Raw genomic sequence first — 12,797 nt, 5'->3', positions numbered from 1 at the left:
CCAGCTGACCGCTCGTCGACGGCCCGGCGTACCGCTTCAGGCAGCGCCGGCCGGGAGGCCCGTGCCGACCCCGCCGCGCAGCCAGCGGTCCGCCGTGGTCACCAGTGCTCGGTCGGTGCCGGTCCCGCCGGTCAGGCACAGGCCGACGGGTGCGTCGTCGACGGTGAGCCCCGGCACGCTCAGGGAGGGCACCCCGCCCACGCTCGCGAGCGCGGTCATGGTGGTCGTCGCGGTGCGGACGCGCTCGAGCTCCTCCGCGCCGGCGCCGAGCGACGGGGCCGGGCCCGGAGCGGTCGGCGTGACGAGCACCCGGTCGACCAGGGCCGCTCGGATCGCTTCTCGGACCCCGGGGAAGCGCCGGAGGGCCTCCGCGACGAGGTCCGGCGGGTTCGCGGCGGCCGCGGCGAACCGCTGCCCGACGACGGCCCCGAGGGCGCCGGGATGGGCCGCGATCCACTTCCCGTGCGCCGCCGTCGCCTCGGCACCCTGCACGAGCCGCAGGAGCTCGCGGAGGTCCTCGAGCGCGGGGAGCCCGAGGTCGTCGAGCGTCACGACCGGCAGGTCACCGACGACGGCGTGGACGGCGTCCTGCGTCGCCGGGTCCGCGGCGGCGAGGAGCTCCGCGAGCACGACCGGCGCCCCGGCCTCCGACACGGGGTGCGACCCGTGCGGCACCGAGGCGTCGAGGGCACGGACCATGGTGTCGGCGTCCCTGGTCAGCCACCCGACGGTGTCGAACGACGGTGCGAGCGGCAGCAGTCCGGCGTGGTCGACGACGCCGTGGGTCGTCCGCAGGCCCCAGAGCCCCTGGTACGAGGCGGGGATCCGCAGCGATCCCGCGGTGTCCGTGCCGAGTCCGACGTCCGCCACCCCGGAACGGACGGCCGACGCTGATCCGCTGGACGAGCCTCCCGGCACACGCGACGGGTCGGCGCCGTTCGGCGGGGTGCCGTGGTGCTCGTTGCGTCCGGTCAGGGCGTAGGCGAACTCGTCAGTCCGCGCGATGCCGCGGACCGACGCGCCGGCGTCGAGGAGGGCGGCGACCGCCGCTGCGGAGGCGGGGACGGGCACGGACTCCTGCAGGTACGTCGGGTTGCCGGCCCCGACGCGGTGGCCGGCGACGGCGTACAGGTCCTTGACCGCCACCGTGGCGCCGTCGAGACGGCCGCGGCCGGTCGGCGGCAGGAGCGGGTCGCCGACGACGCGCCACACGGTGGTGTCGAGGGGTCGGGATCGGCCGGTGACGTGCGCCGCCTCGATGCGCCACCTGTCGGCCTGACGGCGCCAGAGCTGGGTCTGCAGACCCGAGCCGCCGTCGCGGAACGCGGCGACGGAGACGACGAGCGCGAGCTCCTCGGCGAGCAGCCGGACCTCGGTGCGGGACAGGTGGCGCGGTGCCACTCCACCCCGCGCACCGCGGAAGGTGCTGATCGCGTCGTGCCCGACGAGCAGGCCGCGGTCGTCGCCGCGCAGGGTGTCGGCGGAGCGGACGAACGCGTCGTCGAGCGCCGCGAGGTCGTCGTCGGCGAGTGCCCGTTCGTAGGCGTCGAGGGCGTCGAGCAGGCCGGTCGGTGCCGACGGACCGTCGGTCGGCCGTGCCGCGGCCGTCACCGGACGTCCGCGAAGTCGGCCTTGCGGATGCGGGCGTGCGCCCCGGTCACCAGGTCGACCACCTGCGACACGTCGAAGTCCGTCGCCGCACTGAGGTAGGCGTACGCCAGGTGCGGTTCCATGCCGTACCGCGCGCCGAGGATCGCGATCGCGTGCCGGACGCAGGCCCGGACGGCCTCGTCGAGGTCGGGGTCGAGTCCGGTCGGCACCAGGTGGTCCCGCGTCTCGACGAGCGGCCAGACGAGCTCCCCGAACTGCTGCGCTGCCTCGGCGGCCGGCGTGACGTCGAAGCGCACCGTCGCACGGAGGGAGGCCTCCATGGCGGTGAGCGCGACCTCGCCGTCCCCCTGCGCGAAGTGCGGGTCGCCGACGTAGGCCAGGGCACCCGGCACGAGGACCGGCAGGTGGAGCTGCGCACCGGCCTGCAGCAGGTTGACGTCGATGTTGCCGCCGTGACGTCCGGGCGGGACCGAGTGCAGCCGCTCGCCGGGGGTCGCGACGCCCATGATGCCGAGGAAGGGCGCGAGCGGGAACCGGGCGTACCGGTCGCCGCGCTCGGTGAGCGGGATGCGTCCGAGGAGCCGGTCGTCGCCGGGTCCGTCGTCGCCGGGCGCGTCGTGGGCGGGCACCACGTCGGCGAAGACGCTGACGGTGCGCCCGTCGACCGGGTACTCGCCGTGCAGGGCTCCGCGGCCGTGCCGGTTCGACACCACGCCGTACGGCACGCGGGGGAGCGTCTCGAGCACGGTCATGGTCAGGACGTCGCCCGGCTCGGCACCGTCGACGGCGATCGGTCCGGTGACCACGTGCGGGCCGTCCTGCTCCGGGTCGCGGCGACCGGTCCGGGCGATCGCGACCGCGTCGGCGAGCACGTGCTCCGGCGCGACGCCGTGGCGGCCGAAGAAGGCGACGGGGTCACTGCCCTGGTCCGGCAGGAGCCCCTCGTGGCTCACGGTGTCGATCGTCAGGTCGTCACCGGGAGCGAGCGTCACGACCGGGCGGTCGTCGCCGTTCGGGAGCCGTCCCCAGAGCACCCGGTCGGCCTCGGCCGGCAGGTACCGCGACGACCGGACCGGGCCGGTGCCGGGCTGGAGCACCGGAGCCGGAGCCGGAGCGGGGGCCGGAGCCGGGCCCGGTGCGGTCGTCGTGCCCTCGGCCGGGTCGGTGGCCGGGCCGGTGGACGGGGCGGTGGTGCGACCGCCACGCGCGGCGCCGGGGGTGGTTCCGTGGTGCATGTCCAGCACGCTAGGGGCTACCGGGCGACGCACGGATCCCGGAGCGCGATGTTTTACGTGTTCGTCACACGACGGTCGGGGGACGACCGGCGGCTCGCTGTCGGCCGGCACCCCGGGACTGCCCGGTATCCTCGGTTCCCGTGCCCCGTGTCGTCCGCAGCCCCGCTCCGCCGTCAGGAGGCCCGTGACGATCGGCGTCGTCGCGGTGCTCCTGCTCGCCGTCGGGTACCTGGTGGCCGTCGCCGTCGTGCCGTTCGCGCCGGCGAGCGCCACCACGACGAAGTACTCCGCCCCGACCTCGACCCTGCCGGACCTGCGGTTCCCGGGCTACGGGGCGACCGCGGTCCAGGCCACCGGGTTCCCGGAGAGCCTGCGCACCAGCGGGGACACCAAGGCCCGCTCGATCGCGAGCATCACCAAGGTCGTGACGGCCCTGGTCGTGCTCGATGCGAGACCGCTCGACCGCGGGGAGTCCGGCCCGACGATCCGCTTCGACGCGCAGATGCAGGCGCTCTACGCCGAGTACCTGGCGCAGAACGGCGAGGTGGCGCCGATGCCGGACGGCCTGCGGCTGTCCGAGCACCAGACCATGCAGGTCATGCTGATGAAGTCGGCGAACAACTACGCCGGTGCGCTCGCGCTCTGGGCCTTCGGGTCGATGGACGGCTACGAGCGCGCCGCCTCGGCCTGGCTGGACGAGCACGGGTTGGACGACACGACGATCCACGAGCCGACCGGCCTCGACCCCGCGAACCGCTCGACGGCGACCGACCTGGTGCGGCTCGGACAGCTCGCACTCGCTGACCCCGTCGTGAAGGAGATCGTCGGGACGGAGCAGGTGACCGTGCCCGGGGCGGGCGAGATCGAGAACTCGAACAAGCTCCTCGGGATGGACGGCATCGAGGGCATCAAGACCGGCACGCTCGACGAGGCGGGGGCCTGCCTGCTGTTCGCCGCCACGTACCAGCGCGGGGGCCGGCAGGTCACCGTCGTCGGTGTCATGCTCGGCGGCAGGGACCACCCGTCACTCGACGTCGACGTCCGCCGCCTGCTCCGCTCGGTGGCCGACAACTTCCAGACGGTCACGCTCACGCACGCCGGCCAGACCTTCGGCACCTACTCGACGCCCTGGCGGGACGACGCCGACGCCGTGGCCGCCGATGCCGCCGAGGTCCTGGTCTGGGGCGACACGACGGTCACCGCACGCACCCGGCTCGACAGCGTCACGCTCGGCGAGCGGGGCGAGCGGGTCGGCTCCGTACGGTTCTCGATCGAGCACCACGACCCCGTGACCGTGCCGCTCGAGCTCCAGCGCTCCATCGAGGACCCGGGGCTCTGGTGGCGCTGGACGAACCCGTTCCGCGGCGTCGAGACGAGCCCGTCGGCAGCCGTCGCCGGCGCAGCCCCGCGCGCGGCCTCCACGTCGCTCGACCCCGCGTCGCCACCGCAGCGCTGGGGGCTCGCCGCGTAGGCTCTCGAGCGTGACGACGACGTTCCCGCGCAGCACCCCGTCCGCCCTCGGCATCGACGCCCGCGGGATCACCGCGTTCCTCGACGCCCTCGAGTCGACACCGGACGTCGAGCCGCACAGCATCGTGCTGCTGCGACACGGCCGGGTGGCCGCCGAGGGCTGGTGGGCCCCCTACGCCGCGGACCGCGTCCACCTCCTCTACTCGCTCAGCAAGAGCTTCACCGCCGCTGCCGTCGGCATCGCCGTCCGTGAGGGGCTCGTCGACCTCGACGCCACGGTGCTGTCGTGCTTCCCGGAGCTCGACGCGGACGTCACCGACGAGCGCAGTCGCCGGATCCGGGTCCGCCACCTGCTCGCGATGGCGTCCGGGCACCGCGAGGAGACCCTGCAGCGGGCCGAGGCCACCGACCCGGAGGACCTGGTCCGCGGGTTCCTCCTCACCCCGCCGGACGAGGAACCCGGCACGGTCTTCGCGTACAACCAGCCGTGCACGTACACGCTCGCCGCGATCGTCCGCCGGGCGAGCGGCGAGTCCCTCGTCGACTACCTGCGCCCGCGCCTGCTCGACCCGCTCGGCATCGACGACCTCGCGTGGAAGCGCGACGACACGGGCGCCGAGCTCGGGTTCAGCGGTGCGTACGCGCCGACGGCCGCCGTCGCAGCGCTCGGCCAGCTGTACCTGCAGCGGGGCGTGTGGGACGGGCAGCGCATCCTCGACGAGGACTGGGTCGACGCCGCCACGAGCACGCAGGTCGACAACCCCCACGAGGAGAACGCGGACTGGCGGCAGGGCTACGGCTTCCAGTTCTGGATGGCCCGCCACGGCTTCCGCGGCGACGGCGCGTACGGCCAGTTCTGCGTCGTGCTGCCGGAGCAGGACGTCGTGCTCGCCCTGACCGGGCAGTCGCTCGACATGCAGGCGGTGCTCGACGCGGCCTGGCAGCACCTGCTGCCGGCGATCGCGCCGCAGGACGGCGACGGGGGCGCTGCGGGCACGGCCGCCGGTGTCGACGCGGACCCCGGTCTGGAGGCACGGCTCGCCTCCCTCGGGCTGCCCCCGGTGCAGGGCGGTCGCCTGGCCGACGCCGTGGCCGGGGCCTACGAGTCCGACGGCGTGCTCGAGGGGCTCCGGTTGGAGTCCGACGCCGAGGGCTGGCGACTCACGGTCGACGTCGACGGCGGGCTGCTGTCGGTCCCGGTCGGTCAGGGCGCGTGGTCGGTCGAGGGGCCGCTCGCCGCGAGCGGTGCGACCGGACCCGACGGCACCGTCGAGGTCGTCGTCCGCTTCGTCGAGACCCCGCACGCCGCCCGGCTCCGGCTCGACCCGACCGCGGGGACGGCGACGGGGGAGTGGACCACGCAGCCGCTGCACGACGGGCCGCTCACGCTGCGCCGCCCGGTCGACTGACCGATCGCGCCCCCTGGCGGACACCGCGCTGCGCACACCGGGGTGCGGCCTCCGACCGAGGGTGCATCCCGGGTCAGGGCGTGTCGGACGTCACCTCGACGGGCTGCAGGTCGGGCCGCTTCGCGCTGATGCCGTCGCCGGACGACGTGTGCCGGATGCGCCGCACGACCCAGGGGACGAGGTACTCGCGCGCCCACCCGAGGTCCTCGACGCGGGCCTCGCGCCACGGTCTGGCCTCGAGCGGCTCCGGCGTCACCGGGTCGAGCCCGTGCTCGACCCCGAGGGCGTCGAGCACGGCCGCGGCGACGGTCGCGTGGCCGGTCGGGGAGTGGTGCAGGCGGTCCGGCGCCCACATCCGGGGGTCGCGGAGGACCCGGAGCGCCCACATGTCGGCGACGAGGGCACCGTGCTTGAGCGCGATCGCGTGCAGGTTCTCGTTGTAGATCGCCGTCTTGCCGCGGACCATGCCGAGCACGGGTGTCATGCCGACGTCGGGGCCGGTGAAGAGCACCACGGTGGCGCCGTCGCTCCGCAGCCGCCCGACCATGCCGTCGAACCGTTCGGCGAGCTCGTCGGGGTCCGAACCGGGGCGGATGATGTCGTTGCCGCCCGCGGACACCGTCACGAGGTCGGGGCGGAGCGCGAGGGCCGGCTCGACCTGCTCGTCGACGATCTGCCCGAGCAGGCGCCCGCGGATCGCCAGGTTGGCGTACGCGAACCCGTCCGCCCGTCCGGCGAGGACCTCGGCCACGCGGTCGGCCCACCCACGGTTGCCGCCGGGGACGGTGGGGTCCGGGTCACCGATCCCCTCGGTGAACGAGTCACCGATCGCGACGTACCTGGACCACGCATGACGAGCTGACACGCCTCCGACCGTAGTCTCGTGGCATGACGTTGGCCGACGAACCCGGGTGGACGCTGTCGCAGGACCTGCTGGAGCGGATCGCCGCCCGCGCGCCGCGGTACGACGCCGAGAACGCGTTCTGCGCCGAGGACCTCGAGGAGCTGCGCGCGGCCGGCTGGCTGCGCATCGGCGTCCCGGTCGAGCAGGGCGGCGCTGGGCTCGGCCTCGCCGCGACGAGCACCCTGCAGCGGCGGCTCGCGCAGGCCGCGCCGGCGACCGCGCTCGGGCTCGGGATGCACCAGGTGTGGGTGCAGGCGGCGCGCGCCGTCACGGCGCGGGGCGGGTCGTTCCTCCAGACCGTCACCGACCACGCGGCGGACGACCACCTGCTCGCCTTCGGGGTGAGCGAACCGGGCAACGACGCCGTGCTGTTCGACTCGTCGACGACGGCGGAGCCGGACGGCGACGGCGGCTACCGCTTCACCGGCACGAAGGTGTCCACCTCGCTCGCCCCGGCGTGGGACGTCCTCAGCGTGTTCGGCAAGGACACCAGTGGTCCGGAGCCACGGCTCGTGCACGGCTTCGTGCTGCGGTCCGACGGCGACGTCGAGCACCTCGACGACTGGGACACGCTCGGGATGCGCGCGACCCAGAGCCGGACGACGCTGCTGCACGGCGTGCACGTGCCGGCGTCGCGGATCGTCCGGGTGCTCCCCGTCGGTCCGACGCAGGACCCGCTCGTCTTCGGGGTGTTCGCGGCGTTCGAGCTGCTCGTGGCGTCGGTGTACGTCGGGATCGCCGAACGGGCGCTCGGACTGGCCGTCGCAGCGGTGTCCGGTCGACGCGGGCGCGACGGCGTCCCGCGGTCGCAGGACCCCGACGTCCGCCGTGCGGTCGCCGACCTGCGCGGCGCGGTCGACGCGGTCGCCCTGCAGGTGTCCGCCCTGGCCCGGTCGGTCGACGAGCTGGACGACCTCGGCCCCCGCTGGTTCCCGCTGCTCGTCGGCACCAAGGCGCGGACGGTGGACGCGGCGCAGCACGTCGTGGACGAGGCGCTGCGGCTCGCCGGCGGCTCGGCGTTCCGGGCGTCGTCGGAACTCGCCCGGCTCGCGCGGGACGTCCGTGCGGGGCAGTACCACCCGTCGACGCGGGACTCGGCGGCGCGGACGATCGCCGCCGCGGAGCTCGGGCCGCTCGCCTGAGCCGGAGCCCGGCCCGGGTGTCGGTGGTGCGTGGCATCATCGCCGGGTGAGCAAGCAGGACGGACGCAACCGGCTCGTCTCCGAGCGTCCGGTCGACGACGTGACGGCGACGGTCCTGCACGTCGACATGGACGCCTTCTTCGCCTCCGTCGAACTGCTGGACCGTCCCGACCTGCGCGGGCTCCCCGTCATCGTCGGACACGACTCGGACCGCTCCGTCGTCACCGCCGCCACGTACGAGGCCCGTCGCTACGGCGTGAACTCGGCGATGCCGATGGCCGTGGCGAAGCGCCGGTGCCCGAACGCCGTCATCGTCGAGCCGCACTTCGAGAAGTACGCGGCGAAGTCGGCCGCGGTGATGCGCGTCTTCGGGCAGTTCACCCCGAAGGTCGAGAAGCTCGGGATCGACGAGGCGTTCCTCGACGTCGCCGGTGCGCTCCGGCTCTACGGCACCCCGTGGCAGATCGGCACCGCCATCCGCGCCGCGGTCCTCGCCGAGACGGGTCTCCACTGCTCGGTGGGCGCGGCCTCCACCAAGTTCGTCGCCAAGCTCGCGTCGAGCCGGTCCAAGCCGGACGGGCTCCTCGTCGTGCCGGCCGCGCACACCGTGGCCTTCCTGCACCCCCAACCGGTCGCGGCGCTCTGGGGCGTCGGCGGCACGACGCAGGAGAAGCTCGAGCGCCGTGGCATCCGCACGGTCGGGGACCTCGCCCACACGCCGCTGCCGTCGCTCGTCGCCGCACTCGGACCCGCCGGCGGACAGCGCCTGCACGACCTGTCCTGGGGCCGCGACCCGCGCGTGGTCGACACCGGCGTCAGCGAGAAGTCGATCGGGCACGAGGTCACCTTCGGACGTGACCTGACCGAGCGTGACGACGTCGCCCGCGAGCTCCTGCGCCTGGCCGACAAGGTCGCCGTGCGCCTGCGCCGCGCCGACGTGCAGGCCCGCACGGTCGCGCTCAAGGTGCGGTACACCGACTTCAGCACCCTCACCCGGTCCCGGACGCTCGCCGAACCGACCGACGTGGCGAAGCGGCTCCACCACGAGGCGGTCGAGCTCTACGACGTCCTGCACCGGCCCGGCAACCGGATCCGCCTGATCGGCGTGCGCGGCGAGAACCTCGTCCCGGCAGCGGCGAGCAACGCGCTGTGGGACGACGACGCGCCGTGGCGGGAGACCGAGACGACGGTCGACGCGGTCGCCGCACGCTTCGGTGCCGGCGTGCTCCGGCCCGCCTCGCTCGTGCGCGGCACGCCCGAGCAGCGTCCGCCGCACGCCCGGCAGGACCCGGCCTGACGGTAGGATCGCGTGAAGTGAGCGCAGCGGAGTACGACGACCAGCAGCAGCCCGCGACGCTGTGGGGCGACGCCCCGGACGGCGACGACCGGGCGACGCGGGAGCAGTCCGCGGTCGGTGGTGAACCGGCCGCGCCGGGCGCTGCCCGACCCCACGACGAGGCCGTGGTCCAGGCGGAGAACGCCGGCAACGCGGCCGCCGAGCACCTGTCACCGGCCTTCCCGGAGCGGGCTGCGTGGGGAACCGCGTCGAAGCTCCGTGCGTGGCAGGTCGAGGCGCTCACGAAGTACTTCGAGACCGAGCCGCGCGACTTCCTCGCCGCCGCGACCCCCGGCGCCGGCAAGACCACGTTCGCGCTCCGCCTCGCCACGGAGCTCCTCGCCCGCGGCACCGTCGACCGCATCGTCGTCGTGGCCCCGACGGAGCACCTCAAGCGGCAGTGGGCGGACTCTGCCGACCGCGTGGGCATCCGGATCGACCCGATGTTCAAGAACGGCGACGGGATGTTCGGGCGGCACTACCAGGGCGTGGCGATCACCTACGCGCAGGTCGGCATGAACCCCGAGGTCCACCAGAAGATCACCGAGGGCGGTCGCACGCTGGTGATCCTCGACGAGGTCCACCACGGCGGCGACGCACTCACCTGGGGCGACGGCATCCGCGAGGCCTTCACGAAGGCGACCCGTCGGCTGTCCCTCTCCGGCACCCCGTTCCGGTCGGACACGGCCCCGATCCCGTTCGTGCAGTACGCCCCCGACGAGCAGGGCATCCGGACCTCGATCTCCGACTACAACTACGGGTACGGCCGCGCGCTCAAGGACGGCGTCGTCCGCCCGGTGCTGTTCATGGCCTACGCCGGGCAGATGCGGTGGAAGACGCGCATGGGCGACGAGATGTCGGCGTCCCTCGGCGAGCAGGTCACGAAGGACATCACCGCACAGGCGTGGCGGACCGCGCTCTCGCCGGAGGGCGAGTGGATGCCCGCCGTGCTGTCGGCCGCCGACAAGCGGCTGACCGAGGTCCGTCGCGGCGTGCCGGACGCCGGCGGCCTGGTGATCGCGACCGACACCACGACCGCGCGCGCCTACGCCCGGATCCTGCAGCAGATCACCGGCGAGCGACCGACCGTGGTGCTCTCCGACGAGGCCGCCGGATCGAGCCGGATCCAGGCGTACGCCGAGGACACCTCGCGCTGGATGGTCGCCGTCCGCATGGTGTCCGAGGGCGTCGACGTACCCCGGCTCTGCGTCGGCGTGTACGCCACGAGCGCGAGCACACCGCTGTTCTTCGCGCAGGTGATCGGGCGCTTCGTCCGGGCCCGCCGCCGCGGCGAGACCGCGAGCGTGTTCCTGCCGAGCGTGCCCGGGCTGATGGCCCTCGCGGCGTCGCTCGAGCTCGAGCGCGACCACGCCCTCGACCGGCCGAAGGACAGCGACGACGGGATGTACAACCCCGAGGACGCCATGGTCGCCGAGGCCAACAAGGAGGACCGGGCGTCCGAGAGCCTGCTCGAGGTGCAGCCGTTCGAGGCGCTCGACTCGCAGGCGTCGTTCGACCGGGTGCTCTACGACGGCGGCGAGTTCGGCACCGGGGGCGAGGTCGGCTCGCTCGAGGAACTCGACTTCATCGGCATCCCGGGGCTCCTCGAACCCGACCAGGTGCGCGATCTCCTGCGGGCCCGTCAGGCATCCCAGGCGAAGCGGTCGAAGGGCCGCGCGGCGAAGGACGGCCTCCCCAAGAGCAAGCCCGACGAGTCGCGCCCGATGTACCAGACCATCAAGGAGCAGCGGACCGAGCTCGCACGGCTCGTCTCGATCTGGTCCCGGCACGCGAACGAACCGCACGGGGCCATCCACGCCGAGCTCCGTCGGATCAGCGGTGGGCCGGCCGTGGCGCAGGCGAGCATCGAACAGATCCAGAAGCGGATCGACGTGCTGCGCTCGCGGATCGGCAACCGACGGTGATCGAGCCCGTCGACGACCGCACGTGGCTGGTGAAGCGCACGCCGGAGTCCTCACCCGAGGCGATCATCGACCGCTTCGGCGGCGGGTACCGCCTGCGCCGGTTCTCGCTCACCGAGTCCCGTCGCACCCAGCACGGCGTCCACACCGGCCCCGAGCTGGCCGAGACCGCCTGGTGGCGCCTGCAGGACCGTCCGCCCGGACGGTGATCGCCCGGTGAGCGATCCGGTTGCGGTGCACGGACCGGGCGGCGCGGCTTGGTGACGTCACAGGGGTTCTTCCGGTAGACCGGGTGCATGGCAGACTCCATCCCTCACGTCCTCGTCCTCGGCGGCGGCTCCGCCGGCTACACCACGGTCAAGCAGCTCCAGAAGCACGCCGCGACCGTGCCGATGCGGATCACGCTGGTGGACCAGAACACGTACTACACGTACCTGCCGTTCCTGCCGGAGGTCGCGGGCGGGCACATCGCCCCGAAGGACGTCACCTTCGAGCTCCGTCGCGCGCTGAAGAAGACCCGCGTCATCCAGGGCAAGGTCACCGGCATCTCGTCGAAGGACAAGACCGTGTCCATCGCCACGGCCGGCGGCGACGACCGCACGCTCGGCTACGACCAGCTCGTCGTCGCGCTCGGCTCGGTGACCCGCACGTTCCCGACCCCCGGGCTCGAGGAGTACGGCGTCGGCTTCAAGACCGTGGAGGAGGCCGCCTACGTCCGCGCGAAGCTCCTCGACAACATCGCGAAGGCCGCTGCCACCCGTGACGAGGACGAGCGTCGCCGTCTGCTGACGAGCATCTTCGTCGGCGGTGGCTACACCGGCGTCGAGGCGATCGGTGAGCTCTTCGACGTCTCGCAGGCCGCCATCAAGACCTACCCGTCGCTCGCCGGTGAGCAGCCGCGCTGGGTGCTCATCGACGCGCTCGACCGCGTCGCGCCCGAGGTGGGCCCGGAGCTCTCGAAGTGGACCCTCGAGTCGCTCCGTGCCCGCGGCATCGACGTCCGTCTGAAGACCACCATGCCGAGCGCCGAGGGCGGGGTCATCAAGCTCTCCGACGGCGACGAGTTCGCCACCGGGCTGCTCGTCTGGACCGCCGGCGTCAAGCCGAACCCGCTCCTCGACGCCACGGACCTGCCGCGTGGTCCGAAGGGCCACCTCGCTGCGAACGCGAAGCTCCAGGTCGAAGCCGAGGACACGCACGAGGTCGTCCCGGGTGTCTGGGGCCTCGGCGACGTCGCGCAGGTCCCCGACCTGACCGCCGAGAAGCAGCCGGCGTACTACCCGCCGAACGCGCAGAACGCCGTCCGCCAGGCCGTCGTCGCCGCGGACAACGTGGTCGCCACGATCACGGGCAAGCCGCTCGAGGAGTACCGCCACCCGTCGATCGGCACCGTCGCCTCGTACGGCGTCGGCAAGGGCGCCGGCAACATCAAGGGCGTCAAGATGACGAACCTGCTCGCCTGGCTCGCGCACCGCTCGTACCACGTGTACGCGATGCCGACGCTGAACCGGAAGGTCCGCATCGTCATCGGCTGGATCACCGGTGCGGTGTCCGGCCGCGACGCGACCAGCCTCATCAAGGAGACCGACCCGCGACGCAACTTCGTCGAGGCCTCGAAGAGCTGACACAGGTCGACGTCACCTCGTGACGGACGGACGGACGGACGGGAGGCGCGGTGCCGGTGGGCACCGCGCCTCCCGTCCGTTCGCCGGTCCGTCGTCGACGGTCCCGGTCGTTCTGCTCAGATCGCGCGGTCCTGGATCGCCTC

10 protein-coding genes are annotated in these 12,797 nt (G+C 73.7%); 7 read left to right on the top strand and 3 right to left on the bottom strand.

Annotated features, from left to right (window positions below; translation table 11 throughout):
• Window positions 1-36 precede the first annotated feature (36 nt).
• Window positions 37-1,611 (bottom strand): AtzH-like domain-containing protein, encoded by a 1,575-nt coding sequence (locus Q9R28_RS02825; protein ID WP_311205428.1) that lies wholly within the window; start codon window positions 1,609-1,611, stop codon window positions 37-39.
• The gene (locus Q9R28_RS02820; RefSeq protein ID WP_311205427.1) at window positions 1,608-2,846 is read right to left on the bottom strand and encodes an acetamidase/formamidase family protein; all 1,239 of its coding nucleotides are present in this window, start codon (window positions 2,844-2,846) and stop codon (window positions 1,608-1,610) included. Before Q9R28_RS02820 ends, Q9R28_RS02825 begins: the two co-directional genes overlap by 4 nt.
• A 184-nt stretch (window positions 2,847-3,030) precedes the next feature.
• Between Q9R28_RS02820 and Q9R28_RS02815 the strand changes: the two genes are divergently transcribed.
• Both Q9R28_RS02815 and Q9R28_RS02810 read left to right on the top strand, forming a co-directional pair.
• Entirely contained in the window at window positions 3,031-4,317 is a 1,287-nt protein-coding gene (locus Q9R28_RS02815) for a D-alanyl-D-alanine carboxypeptidase (RefSeq protein WP_311205426.1), read from the top strand.
• A gap of 10 nt (window positions 4,318-4,327) precedes the next feature.
• The gene (locus tag Q9R28_RS02810; protein ID WP_209682527.1) at window positions 4,328-5,725 is read left to right on the top strand and encodes a serine hydrolase; all 1,398 of its coding nucleotides are present in this window, start codon (window positions 4,328-4,330) and stop codon (window positions 5,723-5,725) included.
• A 73-nt stretch (window positions 5,726-5,798) separates the two neighbouring features.
• On the opposite strand, the gene Q9R28_RS02805 is transcribed toward Q9R28_RS02810, so the two are convergent.
• The gene (locus tag Q9R28_RS02805; RefSeq protein ID WP_209682530.1) at window positions 5,799-6,590 is read right to left on the bottom strand and encodes an SGNH/GDSL hydrolase family protein; all 792 of its coding nucleotides are present in this window, start codon (window positions 6,588-6,590) and stop codon (window positions 5,799-5,801) included.
• Between the two features lie 23 nt (window positions 6,591-6,613).
• Between Q9R28_RS02805 and Q9R28_RS02800 the strand changes: the two genes are divergently transcribed.
• From Q9R28_RS02800 to Q9R28_RS02780, 5 genes are all read left to right on the top strand, one after another.
• Window positions 6,614-7,771 carry an acyl-CoA dehydrogenase family protein gene (locus Q9R28_RS02800; RefSeq protein ID WP_311205425.1) on the top strand — a complete coding sequence of 386 codons (1,158 nt, stop codon included), beginning with the start codon at window positions 6,614-6,616 and terminating at the stop codon, window positions 7,769-7,771.
• A gap of 46 nt (window positions 7,772-7,817) precedes the next feature.
• A complete protein-coding gene (gene dinB, locus Q9R28_RS02795; RefSeq protein ID WP_066654375.1) occupies window positions 7,818-9,068 on the top strand; it encodes a DNA polymerase IV in 1,251 nt (416 codons plus the stop codon).
• A gap of 164 nt (window positions 9,069-9,232) precedes the next feature.
• Window positions 9,233-11,032, top strand: a complete 1,800-nt coding sequence (locus tag Q9R28_RS02790; protein WP_209683346.1) for a DEAD/DEAH box helicase — start codon at window positions 9,233-9,235, stop codon at window positions 11,030-11,032.
• Window positions 11,029-11,238: a hypothetical protein gene (locus Q9R28_RS02785; RefSeq protein ID WP_066654373.1), complete on the top strand. Its 210-nt coding sequence runs from the start codon at window positions 11,029-11,031 to the stop codon at window positions 11,236-11,238. The genes Q9R28_RS02790 and Q9R28_RS02785 overlap by 4 nt, the downstream gene beginning before the upstream one ends.
• A gap of 87 nt (window positions 11,239-11,325) precedes the next feature.
• Window positions 11,326-12,654 carry an NAD(P)/FAD-dependent oxidoreductase gene (locus Q9R28_RS02780; RefSeq protein WP_066654372.1) on the top strand — a complete coding sequence of 443 codons (1,329 nt, stop codon included), beginning with the start codon at window positions 11,326-11,328 and terminating at the stop codon, window positions 12,652-12,654.
• Window positions 12,655-12,797: the final 143 nt, after the last annotated feature.

Origin of the sequence: Curtobacterium sp. BRD11, from assembly GCF_031844345.1 — a bacterium.
In the GTDB taxonomy this organism is placed as follows: Bacteria; Actinomycetota; Actinomycetes; order Actinomycetales; family Microbacteriaceae; genus Curtobacterium.
This window is presented reverse-complemented; position numbering and strand designations above follow the sequence as displayed.

Coding starts and splice junctions, on each gene's coding strand:
- Q9R28_RS02820 (WP_311205427.1), bottom strand. CDS start 2,846: ATGCACCACGGAACCACCCCCGGCGCCGCGCGTGGCGGTCGCACCACC.
- Q9R28_RS02800 (WP_311205425.1), top strand. CDS start 6,614: ATGACGTTGGCCGACGAACCCGGGTGGACGCTGTCGCAGGACCTGCTG.
- Q9R28_RS02780 (WP_066654372.1), top strand. CDS start 11,326: ATGGCAGACTCCATCCCTCACGTCCTCGTCCTCGGCGGCGGCTCCGCC.